This window comes from Paenibacillus sp. V4I5 (assembly GCF_030817255.1).
Classification (GTDB): domain Bacteria; phylum Bacillota; class Bacilli; order Paenibacillales; family NBRC-103111; genus Paenibacillus_E.
In genome coordinates, this window is sequence record NZ_JAUSZB010000002.1 from 8,014,321 (window position 1) to 8,036,741 (window position 22,421).

Below are 22,421 nucleotides of genomic sequence, written 5' to 3' on the forward strand. Positions count from 1 at the left end.
AAAAATGAGGAGGATTTTCAATGTATCAAGGCCAAAATATCAATAACCAATTTCAACAAACGCAAGGGATCATTGCACAACTCATAAACCAAACGCAACAATCTTCACAGATGTACCAACAGATGCTTCAACAAGAGCAGCAAAACGCATTGAGACTTGAAGAGCTAGCACAACGGGAACAAAAAGCCGTCCAAATCATTCAATCTGCGCTGCAAGGCCACCAAATGGCTATTGAACAATTACAACACGTTTCCCAGTTGTGCAGACAGCTTGAACAAACGGCTCAAAGCAGCTTTCAGTCTTTAAATATGCAGCAACCTCAACAACAAACGAATTATGGCAATTCGTATGGTTCATCGTACCGAGGTTATCAATAATACTAAGCATGAATAGTTTGAAAAGGATAGAGGCTGACGATATTCGTCGGGCCTTTATTCGTTTATTCCTATAATTGAGTAAAATGCACAAGGTGCTCAATGATGAATGGATAGTGTGCTTATTTTCGGATGTTATTGTAAAATTAAGCGTATAACGATAACAAAAGGAGAAAGCTATGTGCCGAAATATTAAGACACTATTCAATTTCGATCCTTTGGCTACCGATGATGAAATTCAGGCGGCCTCATTGCAATTTGTTAGGAAAATCTCGGGCTTTACTGAGCCTTCGAAGGCGAATGAGGCAGCGTTCAATCAAGCTGTCAAGGAGGTTAGTCTAGTCGCCCGGAATCTGTTGGACTCGCTAGTCACCAATGCTGAACCTCGTAATCGCGAGGTTGAAGTCGAGCGTGCGCGTGCTAGGAATGCCAAAAGGTTTGGAACAAAAGAAGATTAAGGACATCAATCGTTGAATGACAGGTTCTTTTCTTTAATGGGAAAGAGCCTTTTTGTGTGTACCTGGATAGGCTTTCAACTTGTCCTTGTAGCGATCAAGCCTCGTTACGCATATCCTGTAGGAAACTAGTAGAAAATAGGTGATAGAAAGTGACCAAAGGTTTTGATTGTTCAACGCCTTTAACGGCACAAACCGCCGCTGCTTTCGTCAAAGATGGCTACTTGTTTGTGGCCAGATATCTCGTTCCGAGTGGTTACAAAGCGTTAACCAAAAGGGAAGCGGACACGATCAGTGAGGCAGGACTGCAAATCGTTTCTGTTTTCGAAACAACGGCGAATCGAGCTCTCGGTGGAAGAGGCGCTGGTTTGGCTGATGGGGCAACGGCTGTGCAGGTTGCTCATAATTTGGGGCAACCACCTGGCAGTTGTATTTACTTTGCTGTCGATTTTGATGCCTCAAGTGCTCAAATGCCAACCGTTATTGCCTATATCCGGGCAGCAAGGGAGGCAACACCCGAGTATACGACAGGTGTATATGGTTCTTATACCGTGATGGAAGCCGTCCGGAACGCGGGAGCTTGCTCTCATTTTTGGCAAACGTATGCTTGGAGCGGAGGTAAAAAGTCCAGCTTCATAAACATTTATCAATACTTAAACGATGTGGTTGAGCATGGGATTGGCGTGGATTACGATGAATCGTATGGGAATGAAGGTTGGTGGAATACGATAGCACCACCTGAGCCCCCCGTGTCGTATCCTTTGTCTCCTAAAGATGCCAATGTGATCATACCTTTCCTTTCGGCTGGATATGAGGCGACGTCGTCCACGGCTGCCAGGGAAGAATTTCATCGACTTGCCAATGAGCTGCGCAAAGTTTCGGGCCAACCCGAACAATAATCGTCCGAAAGTAAACCGAATCCTCCATTGATACGTTTACTCTATAGAGAAGATGTACAAATTCAAAGGAGGATTTTTAATATGAAAAAAAGGTTATTCGCGGTTGTACTAGGTTTCGGTTTGCTCACTACAAGTATCTTATCGGTTTCGGCGCAAGAAAATGAGCCTGGACATGATAGGATGGCTGCTGACATGAATATGAAAGCAGCCGTACAACAGCAGGTGAAATCCGATATGAAGCTCACTTTGAATGGCAAACCCTTGCAGCTCGATGAGTCCTACCTCATTGATAATTCTTTGTTTGTACCGTACCGTGCCTTTGCAGAAGGCATTGGATCAGAAGTAGGTTATGATGCAGCTACACAAACGGTAACCGTAAAGAAGGACGCAAAAACGGTTAAGCTCATGATCGGATCCTCAGAAGCCAATGTGGATGGCGCCAAAGTATCCATGGTCGGTCCTGCTCAATTAATTAATAGTTCAACCTTTGTTCACTCTCGTTTTTTGGCTGAAGTGTTCGGGATTAAGGTCTTGTATGATGAAACAACGCGGACGGTTAATCTCGTTAGCGGAGGGACTTCTGGATCCGGACAAGAGGTAGCGAAAACGTATTACGTGAATATAGAGGGCTTTGCATTCAAAGAAGGGGATATTACCGTTGAAGCAGGCTCCACTGTTATTTTTACGAATAAGGATAAAGCGAAACACAATGCTGTCGCTGATGATGGAAGTTTCCAAACAGCGCTTCTGGCGATGGGTGAATCGGAAAGTGTTACGTTTGCTAAGCCAGGTGAGTACACGTACTTCTGTGAGCCTCATAAGGATTTCATGAAGGGCAAAATTACTGTGAAATAAAGATCATAAGCCCGGCATCTCTCGACTAGCTTCGAGATGCCGGGCTTTATTATTGAATGACAGCGCTGCGAATATACCAGCGCTCATTAAGCGAAGCTCTTTCGAGGCGAAAGTGCACTCGCCTGTTCACAACCGCTGACGCACGTACCGGCGTAGCCGAAACGTCAACCGCGGTTTCGAGCTGCAGGAGCTGGGACACGTCCCGCTCCGGGAACTTGGACAGGCGGCGCATGCTTCGCACATGCAGCGCCTGTTCTTGCCCTGTGGTGACCTGCAGCAGCTGCAGGTCACCCTGGTTCGCCGCGCTGATCCACACGTCGATCAGCGCCCAGGGCGAGAGCTTGCTGATGTAGTCCGTCAGCAAGCCTGCCGCTCGGTGCACCATGACCTGGTGCGCCGGGTCGACGGAGCGGGAGCCGTGGGTCACGCTCCTAAGGAAGTGAATACAGAAATGACCGTTGAAGTCATTTCCCGGTATACCATCCCCTCCATGCGGCATGCCGTGCATGGATCCGGCCAGCGTGCGGCCGTTCAGCTTCACGAGGACCGCCTTGCGGTCCCAGCTCCAGGCGCCGCCGTAGATGGATTTGAGCGTCGCGGAGTCGGATTTGGTCAGCGGCTGTACATCCGCATGATGCGAGCCGGCGCGGCGCTGTCCCTCAAAACTGAGACCACTCTCCACGTCAAGGATGGTGAATTTACTGTATTTGGGGAGGACTTCACTCGCCTCCTCCCAGGGAAGGATTTCGCCATAATGCTTGGCTCTAACAACTTGAACTTGCGAACGCAGCGTTTCTTGGGCGGTGCTTGATATGTTTAACGTGAGTCCCGCCGAGAGATCTACTACTTCACCATTCGGGGTGACACCATAGCGTTGTTGCACACCTTTTTTGTCAAAGGAAAGCGTGGTATCCGGGGGAAGGGGGGCGACGAATGGCGCACCTGTACCTCCATCATCTATCTCTCGTTGTAATTTTTTATCTACAAATATAGCTTCAGTTTGATATGCAGCATGAGGTGTAACTTTAACGACCAGCTGGAACTTCCCAGAACTTGCGGTTTCTTCAAGCTGTGGCATACCGCCGTGAGCCTGCGTGTTGATACCTATTGCAGCTGTTAATAGGTTTGTAAACAACAGCGTGCAAAACAACTTTTGGAGCAAGCTGTTTGCTCGGAGTGGATGCATAGGTTAGCTTCCTCCTCATTCAGTTTTATAAGCACATATTCAAGTTTTTACTAAATGTCTTTAATTTATGAACAGCCTTCTTGCTTATGCTGTCCTTTTTAGATTTGTGATAAAATAACAGAAGTATGCAGCGTTTAGAACACGATTTGGAAAGGAAGGTAAACCGAATGAATCCAAGCACGGGTAAACCGTTTGAACGATGTATAGAGACAGATCGTGTTGTAAGAGGGGACTTTTACGAAGCGGCATCACACCCGGCCAGAGGGACTTTAATTATTTGTCACGGGTATAAAGGTTTCAAAGATTGGGGGATGTTCCCGCATGTGGCTCAGACGTTAGCCGAAGATGTTGATGTGATTTCGATCAATTTTTCATACAACGGTGTGGGCGCTGACTTACTTGAATTTACGGAGCTTGAGAAGTTTGCTCGAGAAACTTATTCCAAAGATTTAGAAGATTTGCATGCTGTTGTGAATGATATTCGCAATCGTGAAGTCTCAGCCACTGAGAAACCCATTCTTCTTTTAGGCCATAGCAGGGGTGCGGCTGTGTGCATGATCTATGCGCTTGATCATCCTGAACATATTGCCGGTGTGATAAGCTGGAACGGGATTGCGAATGTCGATTTATTTACGGAGGAAAATAAAGATGAGATGCGGGCAACAGGGCGAACGTACACGATGAACGGACGCACGAAGCAAAACATGCCGCTGGATCTCGAAATCTTAGAAGATATGGAGCATAATCGAGAGCGCTTCGATATTGTGGGTAGGATTAGCGGTGCTAAATTCCCAATCGCGCTTATCCAGGGAGCGGAAGATGGAGAGAGAGGACTCCGAGGTTCAAAGAGGCTTGTTGAGCAAAATGCGGCCATTACATGGATTAAAATTCCTGAGGGCAACCATACCTTTGGTTCCGTTCATCCATATAAAGGGGAGACGAAGCCGCTGAAGGAAGCAATTCGTGAAACCAAACGAACGATTAAAGGGATGTTAGCCTAAACGATGATAACGATTAGACAACTTAGTGCAGTAATCACGATAACGATTATAGGACTTGCTGCCGCTTATTTTCTACATATTCCTTTAGTGATTGGATTTTCATTGGGGCTTTTGACATTGGCTGCCCTCATTAGGAGAGCGGGAACATCATTTCGGGGCATCTTGAAAAGCATGTGGGAAGGTGTCAAACACACCAAAGAGGTCATTTGGATTCTTGCTCTAGTGGGCGTGGTTATCCCTACATGGACAATGAGCGGTACGATCCCATTTATGATTGATTTGGGCCTTAGTATAGTTGATCCTAGTTTTTTTCTAACATTTTCTTTTGTACTTTCCGTTTGCATCTCTATGGTGCTGGGCACCTCTACGGGAACGCTAAGTTCTGTGGGTATCCCCTTAATTGGTCTGGGTTTGCTGCTGCAAATCCCGCTTCCTATGGTGGCTGGTGCACTCGTGTCGGGTGCTTTCGTTGGTGATCGGACTTCACCTTTTTCCAGTGCGAACAGACTTGTGGCTTCTTCCACAGGCGTTTCCATGCAAGTCCTTTTTAAAGCCTTACTACCCACAACAATAGGTGCGCTAGGTGTAGCGCTTGGATTTTTCTTAGTTTGCGATTTTAGTGGAGAATGGCATCAGAGTGACATCAGCTTACACAATCAGCAGTTTGCTTTGGGATTTAGGTACAGCTTGTGGCTCTTGCTGCCAGTACTTGTTCTATTGACTTCAATCCTTTTAAGGTTCAAAACAAGAAATGGCTTCCTCTTGTCGATTGCTTGTGCGTTCGCAATTGGCATAAGTTTGCAACAAATGACTTGGCATGAATGGCTGCACGATATGTGGTTCGGCTACCAATCCAGCTTATTTAAATCGCTGCAAACCAAAGGGCTTTCTAACATGATCGAGCTGATTGCTCTTATCGCACTCGCAGGTGCTTATAGTGGCATTTTAGAAAAGTATCGTATCCTAGAGACTTATATGCAAAAGCTGCTAGGGGAGACATCCGCTTCACTCCTTTCAGCAACGGTACGAACATCCCTGTTTGGGTTAGGTCTTGGTCTTGTTTCGTGCACGCAAACATTGCCTATAATGATGACGGGACGGAGTTTGCTGCCTTTTTGGGAAGAGCGTTTTCCTCGCAATCAACTTGCAAGAGTTGTTGCTGATTCAAGTCTCATTCTAGCTGCGATGATTCCGTGGAACATGCTTGCCATTGTCTGTGGGACAATAGTAGGTGTACCCGTGTTAGCGTATGTCGGCTATGCTCCGTTTCTTTGGGCTTTGCCTGTATGTACCTTGCTGTGGTCTTTATGGTGGAGGAAAAGTGGGAGTTTAAGTAGTAGAAAAGGAGTGGGATTCGATGGCTAATACTTATTTTATTTCGGACCATCACTTTGGTCATTCATCCATTATTGATTTCGAAGCTCGCCCTTTCTCCGATGTAGACGAAATGAATGCGACCATGATTGCCAAATGGAACGCAGTCGTCAGCAAAGAAGACAAAGTATTTCATCTAGGGGATTTTTCCTTCCTAAATAAAGAACGAACCAAAGCCATTGTCTCGGAGCTAAATGGTTACAAAATCCTCGTCCTAGGTAACCACGATCGGGGGAGGTCGAGAACCTGGTGGCTTGAAGTCGGCTTTGATGAAGTGAGTGAGTACCCGATCATTTATAAGAATTTCTTTTTCCTATCTCATGAGCCGATGTATATGAACAAACAAATGCCCTACGTCAATGTACACGGCCACATTCACAGCCAGAAATACGAGGGACGTCATTTCTTTAATGTGAGTGTGGAGCATTGGGATTATACGCCAGTTTCTTTTGAACAGATGCGAGATTCAGTTGTAGTGAGTGAAGAGCAGTCGTGATAGTACGGTTTCATCGTACCTTTTTTCTAGTTTCAATCTTTAACTTCACATAACGGCATCCGATGACAATTAAAATCACCCCTGAGATTAAGTAACCAATATCATAAAGCAACCAATTCGGACTAGCAGGTTTAACATGATGTAAACCTAAGAGTTGATGATCTATTAAACCTTCTAGCAAATTGAAAGCACCAGCACCGATTATCATTGAACCGATAAAGTTTCGCCAGTTGAAACTAAGGCGATCATTCGAAGCATCTTTAAATATCTTAACGCAGGCAAACACTAGCAGCAGCGTTACAAATAAATTAAAAACACCATCTGAGAACAGCTCAATCCGATGATTATGGTGGTCAACGACATGGTGCCACTGCAAAAATTGGTGAAAAAGGATGCCATCTATGGCACCCATAAAACCTAACCCTAGGATTAGTGCATTGATAAATAGATTCTTTGTTTTTACATCCATATACGATCATATCTCCCATTCATGCTAATGGTAGTGCATATGATAGTATTACCTTTGTAAATAAAGGATAAACCTTTGTGTGCTGGGGCGAAAAACGAAAAAAAGCCCTTACGATGTAAGGACTTTCTTAGTATGACCTGTAGTGGGCTCGAACCACTGACCCCTACCCTGTCAAGATAGTGCTCTCCCAGCTGAGCTAACAAGTCGTTTTTTGAAGACAATTAGTAATATACCAAGGATTTATGTGATTGTCAACACATGGTTATCATTCTTATTTACGCCAATAACGGAACAGCTTTTGGAAAAAAGGATACGTCATTCGTTTCTTTTTGGACCTGGGTATGTAGGATATGTCCGCCAGTGAACCGTGAGATACCTCGTCATTTTTGGGGAGCAGGATAGAAAGTTCTTCTTTAGAAACACCTTGTGCTGTCATGGTAGTGGTCAACCTTTCCGGACAATCTTGACTCTACTGTACCATACTTAGGAGCTTGTTTGATAGTGGGGCTTTCATCTTGGCTTGATTTATGGTAACTTGATGACAGTAGATCTTGGGAGGAACAAGGAAATGACGAAACAACAGCATCGATGGAATTTACGTTTGAAGAGCAGTAATGTATATTTGGGCACCGTATATTTAGGGGATCCGCTTCCAGAAGTCGAAGATGTCATCATGATTGGCGATAAGAAATATACGATACTCGAGCTTGGGAGTAATCGTGACGCAAGTGACGTGTTTGTAGAAGAAGTGAAAAAGAAATAAGGGTTCAAAGTGAGCGCTATTCTATCGGAAGCTTCCGATAGATGGCGTTTTTTTATGGTTTATGCTAATAAAAAGAGGCTGCTCTTTACAGCCTCCATGTATGTATTAGGTGATGTTGTATAGAGAAGCAAGACAATCAACGAACATTTTGTTATATTCTTCGCGGGTATAGTCTTTATTGCAAGCAATGTCTCTTCCTAGGAATTGAAACCAGGTGATTTCGGTGGGAATTTTTTTGTATACAAACTTTTCGTTCTGGATGAGAAAAGTATCATTCTCGAAATACGGTACATTATCAAATTGGAGAGCTTTTTCGCCTTTTTGTTCACTAACTAATGTGGCCAAAAGAATAAGCATGCGATAGGGATCACGGAATATTTCATATTGTTCTGTCATGTTAACACTCCTTATTGGATAACGGGTAAAGTAATCATACTAGAACTGTTTTCTGAATAGAATGCTTTTCTTGAAACTGATGAGGAAATTGAAGGAATACATGATCATTTCGAAGAAAAAAATAAAAGACTGATTTTCACTCTAAGGAGGATCGAGTGAATCAGTCTTTTTTTGCTTGCTCCTACATCAAAGGATTAGCGTTTGAAGCTGGAAAGTTGTTGCTCAGCTATTTGCACTAATCGCTTCGTGATGTTGCCACCAATGGCGCCAGCATCTCGTGTTGCCAAATTACCGTTGTAACCAGTAGGGGAGAGAGGGACACCAATTTCCTGAGCGACTTCATACTTCAGTTGATCCAATGCTGCCTTTGCTTGTTGTACGACTAAAGTGTTGTTTCTAGCCATTCATAATCATCTCCTTTTTTATGGTACACCAGTATTATTTGAATGTTCAGATTATTTATTCATGAAATTTTAAAAAAAATTTCAAGTTTTTTTACTGTCTTCCAAACATCAATAAACCCCCAACCTGTAGGCTGGGGGGAATATATATAGAATGATTATTCCTCTTCGGATTCCGTGCTTTCTTCCGCAACAGCAGCTTCTTGGGTAGCTTCTGCAACTTCTTCAGAAGCCTCTTCGTTCACCACTTCTTCGGTGGACTCTGGGGCTGTTTCTTCTTCATTTTGGGATACAACTTCTTCCTCTTGGCTCATATATCGTCACCTCCTCTGATACGTATAGTATCATCTTATCTGCTTCTAGCAGGCTAAACAAGTAGGGGAGAGGAGGATACGATAGATTTAATGTAACCTTAATCCGTTTGTCATTCCTTGGGGAATTCGTTTAGCAACATAAGTCGTATTCTACGATAAAATGCTTTGTTTTCGCCTGATGGCACGATTAAGCATGTTTTATTTTTTCTATGAATATACATGAGGCGAAGCAGCAAAAGTTCATGATTTGCTAAGCTGAGCTTATGCTTACGAAGTTAGTTTTCTTATGAAAACTCTTAGGAGGAATCCGAATGAATCGGTCGGATGTTATTTTGGAGTTACAACTTGTACCGGAGTTGCTTAAACAAGCAGAAGCCATCTATGTGGATGCGGTATCAGAACTGGCCTGGGCAAAGCATCAGCTTCTAGCCAAAGAATGTGAAGTGATTGGGGACGGAATGGTTACAGGGAAAAACGAGCTTCACCGACAAGCCGAGATGTGGCCATACACCAAAGATTTACAGCAGCAAGTTTTGCGGATGGAAGACGCCGTCGAGCATACGAAGGTTGAGTTCCATTTCTACAAGAGGAAGCTAGAGAATCTTCAAATAATTGCGAAACTCATGACGATCTTATAATGAGATAATGAAATGTATCAAGTCCGCATCGAGAGATGGCGGGCTTTTTACTATAGAACGCTAGTTATGAAAAATTTGTTCTTTTACTGCGGTTACAGTGTAATGCAGTTGTGCATCCTAAGGGTAGATTATGTAAAAGCCAAGTTTCCGGGAGGATATTGTTGAATGAAATCAATGAAGACCATCATGACCTTCAGTCTGGGGCTTCTATTACTTACCGCTTGTCAGAGTGTGAAGAGCACGGTAACGACAGAAGCCGCATCACCACCATCAGAGCTCCAAGTTTCACTAATCGGTTCGAGCGGCCAACCCATAGGGACTGCCCATTTAACACCTGTTCAGGATGGCGTTCAGATTGATCTCCAAGTTAGCGGGCTGACACCAGGAAAACATGGCATACACTTTCACGAGAAAGCGATCTGCGAAGCCCCTAGCTTTGAATCGGCAGGAGCCCATTTCAATCCATTTAAGAAGGAACATGGCTTTCACAATCCGAAAGGTTTCCATGCAGGGGATCTCCCCAATTTAGTCGTGGATGAACAGGGAAATGGGAAGTTCAATGCCATTACGAAAGCTGCAGTGCTGCTTCCGGACAAGCCCAATTATTTGCTGAAACAAGGGGGGACAAGTCTGGTCATCCATGAGAAAGAAGATGATCTAAAGACAGATCCAACCGGGAATTCGGGCAATCGAATTGCGTGTGGGACTGTGAAATAATGGAAGGAGCTGTCTGGCAACATGATTAAAACACAGGATCTCAAGCTGCAAATGGATGAACTAACGAAACAAAATGATATGGTGCTCATCGAGCTAGAGCAAGTAAAGAAGATGTTGATTAACAGCTCTCAAAGCATACAAGGAAGCCAAGGGCAGCAACAATTAACTAATAGCAGCAGTGATCAGCAAACCTCGGACTCAAATCAACAGGCGCAGGGTCAAGACCCAAATCAGAATCAAAGCAAAAGGGTCGGTCAAGTTAACGCGAACGGTCAGCAAGTAACGGATTTGGCTAATGATTTATTGAAAATCAAGGATCTCGTTGAAAAATTAGAACTAAAAACGTCCCAATATGTTAGTAGTCAGTCCAATGGTACATTAACAGAGAAAGATGCGGTCAATCTTATACTGACTTTAATGAATGGTATGGTAGATTGGGCGAGCGAATTTGTTTCATCCAGAGCATCGTCGAATGGGCAAGTACAATAATTGAAAATGTCTATGAAAAAGACAAAAGGGCCGTATGTAGCAGCTCTTTTGTCTTTTTTTTGTCGAATTCTAACTTTATTCATTAAGTGAACTTAATAAAAGGTTTATTGATTTTTTAGGCGATTCGACAATATGTCCATATTTACAGATGACAGAATGACCGATAAAGTAAAGTGTAGACAACAGAAAGAGACAAACCATGGATGAGGTGTTGGAATCGTGAGAGAAGTCGATATTAATCACGTCATGAATCAGCTTGGAATTCAGCCCATACAATGGCAAGAGCTTCAAGCTCAACAAGCTCAACAAGATGAAGTTAAAAGTACAAGCGTTGTTGACACTTCGATTGGAACTTCCCATAGAAGTGTTGATCGTATAATAGTTTCTTGATACTTCGATAAAAGGAAGGATGGGATTCAACCCCCATTCTTTTTTTTGTGTAAAAATCGAATGCATATTCCGAAACAAAAGCCACTGCTTATTCTGGCTTGTGAGATCCAAGGATATCCTTCCACTCCAAGCAAAGTTTTCCTCTTAGTCTGTCTCTTTCAGTCGGGCCCTATCCATTTGCGTTCTTTCCATTTGGTTTAATCAGATGGAGAAGCGGGCATGCTTGGGAATAGAAATGGTTCAGGATGGATGATGATCTTAGCGAGGGAAGGAATAACCTAATGAAGACACTTGCAATCATTCCGGCTTATAACGAAGAAAAAACGATAGCAGGCGTGGTAGCCTCCATAAAACGAGAGCAGCCTGAAATGGATATTGTCATCGTCAATGATGGTTCCTCGGATCGTACCTCAGCAGTTGCACGTGCGTTACAGCATGCGGCTGTCATCGATTTACCTGTTAATTTAGGCATTGGAGGCGCTATGCAGACGGGATATATGTATGCTGCACGGAATGGCTACGATATCGCTATTCAGATCGACGCAGATGGCCAACATGACCCAGAAGCATTGACTCAAATTATGGAACCAATCTTGACGGGGCATGTTGATTGCTGTATCGGCTCTCGATTTCTGGTGAAGACCGCTTATCGTTCAGCTTGGAATCGAAGATTAGGTATTCTTTTTTTTACCTGGATGATAAGTTGGATGATTGGTAAGACCTTCACTGACCCTACATCAGGCTTTAGAGCGGTGAACCGTCCCATCATTGAGCTTTTTGCGAGGTATTACCCGGAGGATTATCCGGAGGTAGAGGCTGTAGTTTTACTGGAACGGCAGCAATTCAGAGTGAGAGAAGTATCTGTTTTAATGCATGCGAGGAAAGCGGGACAATCGTCCATTACCCCTGTGAAATCATTTTACTATATGGTCAAAGTATCTCTAGCTGTATGTATGACAAGAATCCGTAATGTGAGTTGATGATTCGTGAATGTGTATGTTTGGGCAATCTCTTTTTGTTTGGTGTTTATTTTCATTTCCATAGAGCTTATTCGTAGGCAAAAACTACAGGAGCAGTACGCCATTCTCTGGCTAGTACTAGGATTTATCATGGCATTGTTTAGCGTGTTTCCGAGCTTATTGGATCTGATTTCGCACAAAATGCACATCTACTACGCACCTTCGTTGCTTTTTCTGGTGGGATTGTTATTCTCACTTGTATTTATCATGCATTTGACGCTAGTTATTTCTAAGCTTCATCGCAAATTAACCCGTTTGATTCAAGAAGTTGCGCTGCTGCAGGAACAATTACGCGGAAAGGGTTCTGAATGATGTCTATGTCGATGGCTCCGATTCTCCTTGTATTCCTAAATGTATGTTTGTTGGTTTGTGGTCAAATTGTATGGAAAATAGCGCTCAATCGAACGCCATTAACAGGGATTCAAAATTTAGGAACCGTACTGATGCAGCCTTATATTCTTATAGGATGTTTACTTTATGGCATTGCAACGTTGATATGGTTCTATGCTCTTAGTCGATTCGATTTAAGTCGTGTTTATCCGCTCCAATCGATTGCGTATGTACTGGGTGCATTGTTCGGTTGGATAGTATTAAAGGAAACGTTCACATCATCACAATGGGTAGGACTGCTCTTCTTAGTTGGAGGCGCCTTCCTGTTAGCTAGATAGGTTCGTCTAATAAGGAGAGTAGAGTCATATGAAACGCGGAGTTTGGCTTGGCTTGCTGCTTCTTATGGCTGCAGCTTTGTATATACGCCTGCACTATGTGCTTGAAGCTGAATACCCACCACTAGAGTGGGATCAATTAGAGTATGCGAAGACAGCGATTCAATTGCTAGAAAAAGGCCTATTCGCCTATCGCGATACCGAGCCTAACTCACTCGTGACTCCCGGATTTCCGCTGCTTTTAGCGGCTGTATTTAGCCTTACAGGCCATGAACACCTGGAGCCGGCATTAATGGTCGTTCGTATCATGAACTGCTTTATTTCACTGGGAGCGATACTATTCCTATTTCTAATTGGAAAAAGGCTGTTTAACCCCATAACAGGGCTAATCGCCGGTACTTTTGCCGCGGTGTATCCTTCCTACGTCTGGTCAACTTCACTCATCTTGACGGAGGTTCCGTTTTTGACCGTTTTTACGGGACTGCTCTACATGCAGGTGCGGATCTTACAAGATAATAAATGGCGGGATCATCTATGGATGGGGACTCTGCTTGGGATTTGCGTGCTCATTCGTCCGAATGTACTTCCCCTATCTGTTGTTCCCTATTTGTTTCTTTGGGTGAGAACAAAGAAAATAGACGCAGCCTATGGATTACTTGCAGCAGCGTCTTTTGCCTGTATTATGATGCCTTGGTGGATTCGGAATTGGATGACTTTTCATTCTTTTATTTTTATCGCCAAAGGGGAAGCGGGCAATCCGTTCCTTGGAGGAACGGACCCCTACTTCCAAGGAACAATTGATTGGGATCATATCGATACAGATAATCAGTTCGCTGAAGGTATGAGACGGATAAAAGAAGGTTTGGTAAAGGAACCGTTGTTATGGATGAAATGGATGACAATCGGAAAATTACTCGTATTTTTTAAAACGATGTGGGTGGGACCTTATCCTTTTTCCGTACCGGCGTGGTATGCGAATGCACTAACTCAATTGCACACTTTCTTAATTGCTGCAGGTAGCATAGCAATGCTCTTTTTCAGTTTTCGCAAGACTTCGATTCAATATTTAACGGTGGCATTTCTCTTGTTCTTAGGCGTCCATATGGTCTTTATTCCGGTGGATCGCTATGTGTACGGTATGCTTCCATTCCTGATGCTCGGCAGTGCCTATTTGATTACACAAGTCATCTACTTACTTCATATTGCCTGGACTACCTCTCTCCTGCAGCGGAGGGGGATTTAAATTCGAGCTGCTTCGCGCAGTATTCGATGATCTCACTCCTTCGAACGATCCCGATGAATTTATCGGAATCATCAACTATCGGCACGAAGTTTTGCACTTTGGCCAAATCAATAAGATCGACCATTTCGGCATGAATATGAACCGGTTTGTTTTGTACACGCAGAGGAACCTCGGCCAGTACATGGCGATGAGCATTTTCGAAGCCAATTCCGTCTGAATTTTTAAGAAACCACAATAAATCTCCCTCGGTAACCGTACCTACATAATGACCATCATCGGAAAGAATAGGCACAGCCGTATAACGGTGATATTCCATTCGTTCTAATGTCTGGCGAAGCGTTGCTTGCAATGTCGTTGTGATAACTTCGGATTTAGGTAAAAGGAAAAAAGCAATATTCATTCATTAACACTCCTTAGAGATTTCCGTAGGAAAACTTTCTTCGTAAGCATGGGCTGAGTTTTCCGCTGGAAAACTTTATTTGCTTTTCATGCAGGGTCAACATTTCTATTGTATCAAACTTTTCGAATAGAATCTAAACCTGTGATGGATGCTAGAAGTGAGGTGAAAGTGATGAATCGAGCATTGACAACAGCAGTGATTGGTATTGGTACTGCTCAAGTAATGAAATTGCCACTTTTCTATTTGAAAACTAGAAAGTGGGACTGGTCGCAGCTGACTCAAACAGGAGGGATGCCAAGCTCACACTCCTCGGGGGTATCTGCGCTTGCAACCTATATAGCGATGAAAAGAGGCTTTTCTGCGATCGATTTTGCCGTGAGTTCGGTTTTCGGAGCGGTCGTCATGTATGATGCGATGGGGATCCGGCGGGCTGCTGGAGAGATTGCGGTTGAAGTGAATGACCTCGATGAGCAAGTCGAGAGATTGGCCAAACAGCATCCGGGTTTGTACCATGCACGAAGACGTAAAGCCTTAAAGGAACGATTAGGTCATTTGCCAAGAGAAGTCGTGGGGGGAGCGCTTCTCGGTATTGCCATTGGTGCTTTTAGTTATATGCTGGAAAACAAGAAATAGGTTAAATTAGTACATGTGGACAACTTTTCTTGAATGGGATAAGATCAAGAAATGTTCTTAGAAAGGAAGAAGTTCACATGGAAATCATTCGAGTCACAACAAAAGATCAATTACAAGCCTGTTTTGGAGTACGGTTCAAAGTGTTCGTTGAAGAACAGCAAGTACCTGAGCACGAGGAGATCGATGAAAAGGATGAATCACCTGAAGCGTGCCATCATTTTCTTATGTTAGATGGAGATCAGCCTGTTGCGGCAGCTCGTTGGTATGAATATCAACCTCAAACGGCTAAACTGCAGCGTGTGGCGGTTTTGAAAGAATATAGGGGCCAATCCCTAGGTAAACAAATGATTCTTGCGATGGAGCAGCAAGCTCGTGAAAAGCATTGTTCAACTGCGATCCTCGACGCACAATGTCAAGCAGAGGGCTTTTATAGCCAACTGGGCTATAAAGTTATCTCGGATGAACCTTTTTATGATGCTGGCATCCTACATGTAAGAATGAAAAAACCGCTTTAAAGAAAAGCGGTTTTTTCATTCTGTGAATTTTCGTCAACTAATGGGAAGGTTATGATAAATCGAGTACCCTTTCCTAGTTCGCTCTCAACTTCCAAGGTCCCTTGGTGATCTTGAACGATTTTGTAGCAAATAGATAAACCAAGTCCGGTACCGGCTGCTTTTGTCGTGAAGAAGGGATGGAAGATCTTCTCTAACTGTTCACTTGGAATGCCAGGGCCGTTATCTGCAATAATTAAAGTCGCGTTCTTCGGATCGCGGCTTAATTGCATGCGGATAATGCCGTTTTCTTCCATGGCTTCGCAAGCATTTTTTATAATGTTAAGCAATAACTGTATCATTTTATCTTGGTCCATCCATACGAGGATAGGATCCATCCATTCTTGATAATGAATTTCGTGGCCGAAACGAGTAGCTTCTGATTCCATCAAGGCAATGACCTTGAGTATGCACTCATGGAGAGAATCGGCTTGGAAATCAATGCGATGGGGCTTTGAGAATTGGAGGAATTCAGCAGTCAAGTCACTCATCCGATCAATTTCATCCATGATCATCGCATACCAATTTTCAATATTGTATCCATTTGCCTTAGAGATTTGCAAAAATCCTTTTACTGTTGTCAACGGATTTCGAATTTCATGAGCCATCCCGGATGCAAGCTCACCGACGACTCTCAGTTTTTCCGATCTGAGCATATGCTCTTCGCGCTTTAACCAGGATTCACGCTTCTTCATAAATAAGTTATGCTCGGCTAATAAAATGAGATCATCCTTCGTCAAACCCTCTAACGGATAATTAGCAATGCCATACGTGATTTGAATGCCAGTCAATTTCGGCAGATCAGAATCAAGTTTTAGCTTGAAAGAAGTGGTTGAATCATGATCTGGATTAAGCGGCAAGACGACAGCGAACTCATCACCACCGTACCTTGCTATAAAGAGAGAGTCTTTAAACAAGATTTGCAGGAGGTCAGCCATTTGCTTCAAAATGAAATTCCCCGCTTGAAACCCGCGAGTTGTATTCATTGCCTTCAGATCCGTACAATCAATAAGGATAAGGACTAGACTTTGCTTTTGCTGTATGTATTGTTCCAATCTGCGATGTGACTCTTCGTAATTATATAATCCTGTTAGCGAATCCTTTTGCGTATATAAATATCGTTCATTTCTTAATGAATCTGCTTGTCTAATTGTAGAATAAGCTGCTCGTGTGAATAAGGCTACCGCGGTAAAATTAAGTATACTATTAAGAGCATGAATCCATAGCAAGTTCTTACTGGAAAAACCAATAATGAGATAAACATTGCAAATATAAATGAATGCATAGGATGCAGCTAACAACCAAGATTTTTTGCGGCTATCTTCTTTATAAATATCGAAGGAAAGTGTTAGTATGTACAAGGGAAGACAAAAATTCGAATGTCCGATGTAATGTAAAAATCCAATGAAAAGCAAGCGAAGCCAAGGGATTGCCGCATGCTGCATTTGAAACCTAAGACTGATGATGTAAAGGACCAATCCTACGACAAGTAAGGGTATGTTGAGTGCAGTATGCAATATAATTGTGTATAGACAAAAAACAAGTGCATAGACATAAAAAATCCAATTGATAACCACCATATCATCTCCTGATTGTAACTAAACGCGGTCGCTCATCTTTGAATGGCCTATTTTCGAGGTTTCTCACATCATTGTGACATGTTCTCTATCTATGAACTAAATCCCTTCAACAATAGTAAACAAAATTGAAAAGTATCACGCTTCTTCTCAAAAAAAAACCTTAAGGACAATTCATCCCTAGGTTTTGATCGTAAAATAATTATTCTGGAATTTTAATCACTTCATGTTGATGGATGAAAGTCATGCTGCCTGTTTTCCCAATAAAATTCATCATATCATCGTCATAATGCATCAGATAGATTCGCTCCTGTACATAATCAGGCAAGGTAAGCAGTTCATCCAATGTAGCATGTATAAAACCGTCCCCGCTTAGTTGACAATCGTGTAAAATGGTGTGACAGTTTCTTTTGTTAACAATTTCTTGAACGAGAAGTTCCTCATTAAATTGGGTATCAGCACTATAGAATGTTCGGCCATTGATAAAAAGTGAGTAGTTAAGTTTATGAGGTATGTGAAGTGTGGATATAATTTCAATGGTTAGCCCAGGAAGAATAGTAACAGGTACATTTTCTTCGAGAAGGATGACTTCAAAATAATCCTCTAATCGGCTGAAGCCGTCTGTGGGATTATACATGCCGCCTTTTAGCGTGTTTTCCCAAAGGACTCTTGCTAGTGATTCTGTTACGAAAAGTTTCGTTTTCTTATTCTTATATTGGTATAACAAGCGAAAGGCAATTTCTTCCAATCCGCCTACATGATCGGCATGAATATGCGAAATGATGATACCATCAATTTGGTCAGGCTGTACACCGATGTCATGAAGCGATCTTGGTGTTGTTGCCCCGCAGTCGATTAGGATGTTCATTTCATTAGACCGGATTAATGCGCTTGTATTGTAAAATGTTTTGGCAAACGCACTGCCGGTTCCCAACATTTGAATTTGCAAACTCATTCAGCAGCCTCCATTGTTCGACAAAAACCATCTTTTTCTAATGTAGCATGGGAGGTTGCGGAATTTCAACCATTAATTAAAAGGTGTTGATTACTTCATGATTTGGATGATTAGTAGTATTTTGTTTGTTCTTGTCTGTCTAGCTCTAATAGGTATAGCGGTCTATGTAGGTTGGCAGCTCACACATCCGCAGCGTAAGCCGGTTGATGCCTCGCCTGATGACTATAGTTTGCACATGGAGAATATTAGCTTCCAAAGCCGATCTAGAGATGTCCAATTAGATGGATGGATTTTGAAGTCTCCTTATGCTCCAACTGATGCTATGCCAATGACCGTTATTATGTCGCATGGTTATGCGGGAACACGTCTGGAAAAAGGGCTTCCAGCGTTGGCCTTGGCTAAATCCATTGTCGAAGCAGGCTATCATGTGCTTATGTTTGATTTTCGGAACTCGGGGAAATCGGAGGGGGAAATAACTACGGTTGGCTTTTTGGAAAAGCAAGATGTACTCGGTGCTATCGACTGGGTTCAGGAGCACGAACCAAGTAAAATTTGCTTGCTTGGTTTTTCAATGGGCGGCAGTACATCCATCTTAGCAGCAGCCGAAGAAAGGGCTGTATTAGGGGTCATTACAGACAGCGCTTTTAGTCAGCTCAGTCCGTACTTGAGGGACAATTTGCCTGTATGGTCTAGGCTGCCGCGTTTTCCTTTTACACCTCTAATTCTACTTATTTTACCTAGATTAATTGGCATCAACCCTCATCGCGTTGATGCGCTTGCCGCGGTAGATCACATTTATCCTAGGCCGATTCTTTTTATTCATAGTCGAGATGATGAGGCTATTCCTTGGTCCAATAGTGAAGGAATGTGGAGCCGCCATCCGGATGTATTTGAACTTTGGGTCACACAAAAAGCAGGGCATGTTGGCTCCTATCACATGCAACCGGAAGCCTATACACAACGTGTTCTAGCTTTTTTATCAAAATTATAAAATCATCGCAACTCTTCTTAATCATTGGAGTATAAAGATGCAGACACAAAGATTACTAACAAGAGCTGGAGGTTACGCGAATGAAAGTTCAACGGATATTAGCGTTGATGCTGATGTTTTTTGTTCTAAGTACGGCTGCAGTGGTGGCTTCATCGATCTGGGGGGATTTTAAAGGTAATAATATTGCCCGCTTAATCGTTAATGAAGAGACGGTGGAATTCGGGGATTCAGATGTTCCGCCTCTTATTGTTGATGGTAAAACCGTTCTGCCGCTTCGCGCAGTAAGTGATGCGCTTCAAGCATTAGTGAAATGGGATAACTCGAATAAGACTGCCTACTTATACAAACCCAATGTGCACATGTTCTTCACAACTGAGGTGCGTAAAGACTCCGCCATCGTTCCATTTGGCGTTGTGGAGCGCGGGAAAGAAGCAGACTTTATCGTTTTTGCTCAAGTCGATAATTTGAAGTCAAGTATTAACTCTGTACAGGTTTCTGTTGTATCACCAAGCGGGAAGAGCGTTATTACACCGGTTGTGAAATCAATCTCAGAATCCAAAGAATCGTTTTGGCTGAAAGTACCGTTATATGGCGTTTCCTTTAATGAGGCTGGTACGTATGTTGTTAAATTTGCTATGAAGCTAGATGGTTCTAACGACTACTCAGTCGTATCTGAGAAGCAGATTCAATCCGAGTAGGAAAAGCAAACTCGAAAGCGGTTTGACCTCTTATTATGAAAATGTTAGGATAATTAGGTAACTAATTATTCGACGAAATGAGGTTCTGCCTGTGAGCGATGATAAGCATGATCATGTACACGGCCCGGACTGTGACCACGATCACGAGCAAGGGGAAGATGTTTTTATCGTAACGGACGAGAACGGTGAAGAGCATGAGATGGTGATGGTATACACCTTCCAATCTCAAGAGCAGGCTTATGCTGTTTTGCTCGATCGTAACGATCCTGAAGCTGATGGTGTTATTTTCCGTGTTGAAGAAGAGGACGACGATGCCTTCCTTGTCAACATTGAAGATGAAGAAGAGTGGGAACGTGTAGTGACTATTTACAATGAGATCGTAGCTCAAGAAGGCGAAGAATAAGAGCTATACATAAGAACCCCCTAACAGAATAATCTGTTAGGGGGTTTCTGTTTGCATACATTCATTTTCTAGGATTGAAATACATGATTCTACCGTTGAATAGATGAAGTTCAGCTTTCAGCAGTTTACTAAGGTATTTGCAGAATTCATTGCCCTTACTTTTGTCACCATGCGTGGCGTCGTCGGGCAGCACGACTTGCACATAATGCTGCTCTTTCTCTTGGTTCTGCTCATTCCCAACACCAATCACAATATATTTGTATAAAGGATTGATACCTTTCAGGTAGAACCATTTGCCTTCGCCTTCCGGCTTCGTCTCAATGGTATAAGGGAATCCGGCCTCGTCATACTCCCAGCCAAGCTGCTTGGCTGTCTGACTGAGCTGATCACGGTAATGCAGCAGCCTTTCCTTTAGTTCAACTAAGGTGAGTGCGGCAACTGTGGATCCTGTTACGAATTTAATATAAGCGCTTTGAGCCATTTCTTGTTCACCTCGTTCGCTAAACATCACCAACATCATAGCATCATGTAAACGGTTTTACAATATATACACCGCACAAGGAGGGTACTAGAAAATCGCTTGGGTCTCTACGATGACCTTCACATTTTGAACACTGCGGTCTTCAGGTCCTTTCACAGGCAACCCAACTTCCACATGCTCCACAATGTAATCAATAAGCTCTTGGGTTATCACTTCACCTGGAAGCAAAATGGGAATACCGGGCGGGTACACATAAATAAATTCGGCAATAATTCGGTCTGCAGCGTCTTTGAATGGGAGTATTTCGGTTTCGCCATAGAAGGCATCCCGAGGTGTCAAGGTTAATTGTGGAATCGCAGGAACTTTGATAACGACTTCTTTCACCTCAACAACGTCATCATTCATATGAGAGAGCTCACGTAAGGCTTCCAATAAGGTGTCAACGTTTTCTTGGGTATCACCTGGGGTTATCAGACACAGGATGTTGTACATGTCGCTCATTTCGACTTCAATATTGTAATGATCGCGCAGCCAGTTCTCAACTTCAAAGCCAGTGATGCCAAGCTTGCGCACGTGAACGCATATTTTCGTCGGATCATAGTTATAAGTTGCTTCTTCACCCAAAATCTCTTCCCCAAAGCAGTAGAGGTTGCTGATTTCGTTGATCTGTTTTCTAGTGTACTGTGCAAGTTCTATCGTGCGCTCGGCCATTGCATGGCCGTTTAACGCCAAATGTCTGCGTGCAGTATCTAATGAGGCTAACAATATATAAGAAGTTGAAGTAGTTGTGAGCATCGAAATAATGGTCTGGATGCGCTTCGGATTAACACGATTCCCTTTCACGTTAAGGACGGAGCTTTGCGTCATGGAACCACCTAGCTTATGCACGCTGGTCGCGGCCATATCGGCTCCGGCATCCATCGCGGACATCGGCAATTTATCATGGAAATGAATGAGCACGCCATGTGCTTCATCCACAAGGACAGGCATGTTATAGCTGTGTACAAGGTCAACAATCTCTTTAAGATGGGTACATACGCCATAGTAGGTTGGATTGATGACCAGAACAGCTTTGGCATCTGGATGCTTTTCCAGTGCCCGGCGAACAGAACGTGTCGGAATTCCGTGATCAATACCTAAGTTTTTATCACGAGCAGGTTGGATGAACACGGGCTTAGCGCCGACGAAAATAATCGCGGCCAAGACGGATTTATGTACATTCCGCGGAACGATAATTTTATCGCCTTCCGAGCAGACGGTCATAATCATGGTCATAATGGCACCGCTTGTCCCTTGAACAGAGAAGAACGTGTGATCCGCCCCATAGGCGTCTGCAGCAAGCTTTTGAGCTTCCTCAATCACGCCCATCGGTTGATGAAGGTCATCCAGCGGTGCTATATTGATGAGGTCGATAGACAGCGCGTTGTCCCCAATAAAGGAACGAAACTCTGGGTCCATGCCGACTCCTTTTTTATGGCCTGGAATATGGAATTGAATTGGATTTTTCTCAGCATGTGTGAGCAGTGCAGTGAACAGGGGGGTACGGGTATGATCCACCTGATTATCGCTTCCCTTCTATAGTGGATTG

31 protein-coding genes and 1 tRNA gene are annotated in these 22,421 nt (G+C 43.3%); 21 read left to right on the forward strand and 11 right to left on the reverse strand.

Translation table 11 applies throughout. From position 1 onward, the window contains the following. The first annotated feature begins 20 nt into the window (after nucleotides 1-20). From QFZ78_RS37870 to QFZ78_RS37885, 4 genes are all read left to right on the forward strand, one after another. A complete protein-coding gene (locus QFZ78_RS37870) occupies nucleotides 21-377 on the forward strand; it encodes a hypothetical protein (RefSeq protein ID WP_307555260.1) in 357 nt (118 codons plus the stop codon). 176 nt (nucleotides 378-553) lie between these two features. Continuing rightward, nucleotides 554-832 carry a DUF2277 domain-containing protein gene (locus QFZ78_RS37875; RefSeq protein WP_307555262.1) on the forward strand — a complete coding sequence of 93 codons (279 nt, stop codon included), beginning with the start codon at nucleotides 554-556 and terminating at the stop codon, nucleotides 830-832. A gap of 149 nt (nucleotides 833-981) precedes the next feature. Beyond that, nucleotides 982-1,728, forward strand: coding sequence for a DUF1906 domain-containing protein (locus QFZ78_RS37880; protein ID WP_307555264.1), 747 nt, complete (start codon nucleotides 982-984; stop codon nucleotides 1,726-1,728). Between the two features lie 81 nt (nucleotides 1,729-1,809). Beyond that, nucleotides 1,810-2,583: a stalk domain-containing protein gene (locus QFZ78_RS37885; protein WP_307555266.1), complete on the forward strand. Its 774-nt coding sequence runs from the start codon at nucleotides 1,810-1,812 to the stop codon at nucleotides 2,581-2,583. A 49-nt stretch (nucleotides 2,584-2,632) separates the two neighbouring features. Here QFZ78_RS37885 and QFZ78_RS37890 read toward each other — a convergent pair whose 3' ends face one another. Further along, complete coding sequence (locus tag QFZ78_RS37890) at nucleotides 2,633-3,769, reverse strand: hypothetical protein (RefSeq protein WP_307555268.1); 1,137 nt, start codon at nucleotides 3,767-3,769, stop codon at nucleotides 2,633-2,635. 167 nt (nucleotides 3,770-3,936) lie between these two features. On the opposite strand from QFZ78_RS37890, the gene QFZ78_RS37895 reads away from it, so the two are divergent. Genes QFZ78_RS37895 through QFZ78_RS37905 form a run of 3 tightly spaced genes read left to right on the forward strand, consistent with a single transcriptional unit; the run spans nucleotide 3,937 to nucleotide 6,640 of the window. Further along, entirely contained in the window at nucleotides 3,937-4,770 is an 834-nt protein-coding gene (locus tag QFZ78_RS37895) for an alpha/beta hydrolase family protein (RefSeq protein ID WP_307555270.1), read from the forward strand. A gap of 3 nt (nucleotides 4,771-4,773) precedes the next feature. After that, nucleotides 4,774-6,135, forward strand: coding sequence for a Na+/H+ antiporter NhaC family protein (locus tag QFZ78_RS37900; RefSeq protein ID WP_307555272.1), 1,362 nt, complete (start codon nucleotides 4,774-4,776; stop codon nucleotides 6,133-6,135). After that, on the forward strand, nucleotides 6,128-6,640 hold the full coding sequence (locus QFZ78_RS37905; RefSeq protein WP_307555274.1) for a metallophosphoesterase: 513 nt from the start codon (nucleotides 6,128-6,130) through the stop codon (nucleotides 6,638-6,640). The genes QFZ78_RS37900 and QFZ78_RS37905 overlap by 8 nt, the downstream gene beginning before the upstream one ends. A 10-nt stretch (nucleotides 6,641-6,650) precedes the next feature. On the opposite strand, the gene QFZ78_RS37910 is transcribed toward QFZ78_RS37905, so the two are convergent. After that, nucleotides 6,651-7,109 carry a DUF2243 domain-containing protein gene (locus tag QFZ78_RS37910; protein ID WP_307555276.1) on the reverse strand — a complete coding sequence of 153 codons (459 nt, stop codon included), beginning with the start codon at nucleotides 7,107-7,109 and terminating at the stop codon, nucleotides 6,651-6,653. Nucleotides 7,110-7,242: 133 nt separating this feature from the next. Then, nucleotides 7,243-7,315: transfer RNA gene (locus QFZ78_RS37915), tRNA-Val, on the reverse strand. A 362-nt stretch (nucleotides 7,316-7,677) separates the two neighbouring features. Here QFZ78_RS37915 and QFZ78_RS37920 point away from each other — a divergent pair. After that, nucleotides 7,678-7,872: a hypothetical protein gene (locus QFZ78_RS37920; RefSeq protein WP_079420361.1), complete on the forward strand. Its 195-nt coding sequence runs from the start codon at nucleotides 7,678-7,680 to the stop codon at nucleotides 7,870-7,872. A 105-nt stretch (nucleotides 7,873-7,977) separates the two neighbouring features. Here the strand turns inward: QFZ78_RS37920 and QFZ78_RS37925 are convergent, their stop codons facing one another. The 3 genes from QFZ78_RS37925 to QFZ78_RS37935 all read right to left on the reverse strand — a co-directional run bounded on the left by QFZ78_RS37925 (nucleotide 7,978) and on the right by QFZ78_RS37935 (nucleotide 8,983). After that, entirely contained in the window at nucleotides 7,978-8,268 is a 291-nt protein-coding gene (locus tag QFZ78_RS37925) for a hypothetical protein (protein ID WP_171648541.1), read from the reverse strand. Nucleotides 8,269-8,462: 194 nt separating this feature from the next. Next, nucleotides 8,463-8,672, reverse strand: coding sequence for an alpha/beta-type small acid-soluble spore protein (locus QFZ78_RS37930; protein ID WP_029196083.1), 210 nt, complete (start codon nucleotides 8,670-8,672; stop codon nucleotides 8,463-8,465). Nucleotides 8,673-8,827: 155 nt separating this feature from the next. Continuing rightward, on the reverse strand, nucleotides 8,828-8,983 hold the full coding sequence (locus tag QFZ78_RS37935; protein ID WP_307555280.1) for a hypothetical protein: 156 nt from the start codon (nucleotides 8,981-8,983) through the stop codon (nucleotides 8,828-8,830). A gap of 311 nt (nucleotides 8,984-9,294) precedes the next feature. On the opposite strand from QFZ78_RS37935, the gene QFZ78_RS37940 reads away from it, so the two are divergent. The 8 genes from QFZ78_RS37940 to QFZ78_RS37975 all read left to right on the forward strand — a co-directional run bounded on the left by QFZ78_RS37940 (nucleotide 9,295) and on the right by QFZ78_RS37975 (nucleotide 14,144). Next, nucleotides 9,295-9,621: a hypothetical protein gene (locus QFZ78_RS37940; RefSeq protein ID WP_047672455.1), complete on the forward strand. Its 327-nt coding sequence runs from the start codon at nucleotides 9,295-9,297 to the stop codon at nucleotides 9,619-9,621. A gap of 165 nt (nucleotides 9,622-9,786) precedes the next feature. Next, a complete protein-coding gene (locus tag QFZ78_RS37945; protein WP_307555282.1) occupies nucleotides 9,787-10,338 on the forward strand; it encodes a superoxide dismutase family protein in 552 nt (183 codons plus the stop codon). A gap of 21 nt (nucleotides 10,339-10,359) precedes the next feature. Then, nucleotides 10,360-10,827, forward strand: a complete 468-nt coding sequence (locus QFZ78_RS37950; RefSeq protein WP_307555285.1) for a hypothetical protein — start codon at nucleotides 10,360-10,362, stop codon at nucleotides 10,825-10,827. Between the two features lie 219 nt (nucleotides 10,828-11,046). Continuing rightward, nucleotides 11,047-11,217 (forward strand): hypothetical protein, encoded by a 171-nt coding sequence (locus QFZ78_RS37955; RefSeq protein WP_307555287.1) that lies wholly within the window; start codon nucleotides 11,047-11,049, stop codon nucleotides 11,215-11,217. Nucleotides 11,218-11,498: 281 nt separating this feature from the next. Beyond that, nucleotides 11,499-12,197: a glycosyltransferase family 2 protein gene (locus tag QFZ78_RS37960; protein WP_307555289.1), complete on the forward strand. Its 699-nt coding sequence runs from the start codon at nucleotides 11,499-11,501 to the stop codon at nucleotides 12,195-12,197. A gap of 6 nt (nucleotides 12,198-12,203) precedes the next feature. Then, a complete protein-coding gene (locus QFZ78_RS37965; RefSeq protein WP_307555290.1) occupies nucleotides 12,204-12,548 on the forward strand; it encodes a DUF2304 domain-containing protein in 345 nt (114 codons plus the stop codon). Between the two features lie 11 nt (nucleotides 12,549-12,559). Then, entirely contained in the window at nucleotides 12,560-12,904 is a 345-nt protein-coding gene (locus QFZ78_RS37970; RefSeq protein ID WP_307555293.1) for an EamA family transporter, read from the forward strand. Between the two features lie 28 nt (nucleotides 12,905-12,932). Further along, nucleotides 12,933-14,144, forward strand: coding sequence for an ArnT family glycosyltransferase (locus QFZ78_RS37975; protein WP_307555294.1), 1,212 nt, complete (start codon nucleotides 12,933-12,935; stop codon nucleotides 14,142-14,144). Here the strand turns inward: QFZ78_RS37975 and QFZ78_RS37980 are convergent. After that, complete coding sequence (locus QFZ78_RS37980) at nucleotides 14,113-14,544, reverse strand: CBS domain-containing protein (RefSeq protein ID WP_307555296.1); 432 nt, start codon at nucleotides 14,542-14,544, stop codon at nucleotides 14,113-14,115. The two genes, QFZ78_RS37975 and QFZ78_RS37980, sit on opposite strands and share 32 nt — an antisense overlap. A 171-nt stretch (nucleotides 14,545-14,715) precedes the next feature. On the opposite strand from QFZ78_RS37980, the gene QFZ78_RS37985 reads away from it, so the two are divergent. After that, a complete protein-coding gene (locus QFZ78_RS37985; RefSeq protein ID WP_307555297.1) occupies nucleotides 14,716-15,177 on the forward strand; it encodes a divergent PAP2 family protein in 462 nt (153 codons plus the stop codon). A 77-nt stretch (nucleotides 15,178-15,254) separates the two neighbouring features. Continuing rightward, the gene (locus tag QFZ78_RS37990) at nucleotides 15,255-15,692 is read left to right on the forward strand and encodes a GNAT family N-acetyltransferase (protein ID WP_307555299.1); all 438 of its coding nucleotides are present in this window, start codon (nucleotides 15,255-15,257) and stop codon (nucleotides 15,690-15,692) included. On the opposite strand, the gene QFZ78_RS37995 is transcribed toward QFZ78_RS37990, so the two are convergent. Beyond that, complete coding sequence (locus QFZ78_RS37995) at nucleotides 15,689-17,308, reverse strand: ATP-binding protein (protein ID WP_307555301.1); 1,620 nt, start codon at nucleotides 17,306-17,308, stop codon at nucleotides 15,689-15,691. The two genes, QFZ78_RS37990 and QFZ78_RS37995, sit on opposite strands and share 4 nt — an antisense overlap. A 199-nt stretch (nucleotides 17,309-17,507) precedes the next feature. Beyond that, nucleotides 17,508-18,260 (reverse strand): MBL fold metallo-hydrolase, encoded by a 753-nt coding sequence (locus QFZ78_RS38000; protein WP_307555303.1) that lies wholly within the window; start codon nucleotides 18,258-18,260, stop codon nucleotides 17,508-17,510. A 97-nt stretch (nucleotides 18,261-18,357) separates the two neighbouring features. Between QFZ78_RS38000 and QFZ78_RS38005 the strand changes: the two genes are divergently transcribed. The 3 genes from QFZ78_RS38005 (at nucleotide 18,358) to QFZ78_RS38015 (ending at nucleotide 20,352) form a co-directional block, all read left to right on the forward strand. Next, nucleotides 18,358-19,251 (forward strand): alpha/beta hydrolase, encoded by an 894-nt coding sequence (locus tag QFZ78_RS38005; protein WP_307555305.1) that lies wholly within the window; start codon nucleotides 18,358-18,360, stop codon nucleotides 19,249-19,251. A gap of 80 nt (nucleotides 19,252-19,331) precedes the next feature. Then, complete coding sequence (locus QFZ78_RS38010; protein WP_307555307.1) at nucleotides 19,332-19,949, forward strand: stalk domain-containing protein; 618 nt, start codon at nucleotides 19,332-19,334, stop codon at nucleotides 19,947-19,949. Nucleotides 19,950-20,040: 91 nt separating this feature from the next. Continuing rightward, nucleotides 20,041-20,352 (forward strand): DUF1292 domain-containing protein, encoded by a 312-nt coding sequence (locus QFZ78_RS38015; RefSeq protein ID WP_047672482.1) that lies wholly within the window; start codon nucleotides 20,041-20,043, stop codon nucleotides 20,350-20,352. A 61-nt stretch (nucleotides 20,353-20,413) separates the two neighbouring features. On the opposite strand, the gene QFZ78_RS38020 is transcribed toward QFZ78_RS38015, so the two are convergent. Both QFZ78_RS38020 and QFZ78_RS38025 read right to left on the reverse strand, forming a co-directional pair. Further along, the gene (locus QFZ78_RS38020; protein WP_307555309.1) at nucleotides 20,414-20,833 is read right to left on the reverse strand and encodes a DUF1885 family protein; all 420 of its coding nucleotides are present in this window, start codon (nucleotides 20,831-20,833) and stop codon (nucleotides 20,414-20,416) included. Between the two features lie 87 nt (nucleotides 20,834-20,920). Beyond that, a complete protein-coding gene (locus tag QFZ78_RS38025; protein WP_307555312.1) occupies nucleotides 20,921-22,390 on the reverse strand; it encodes an aminotransferase class I/II-fold pyridoxal phosphate-dependent enzyme in 1,470 nt (489 codons plus the stop codon). Between the last annotated feature and the right edge of the window lie 31 nt (nucleotides 22,391-22,421).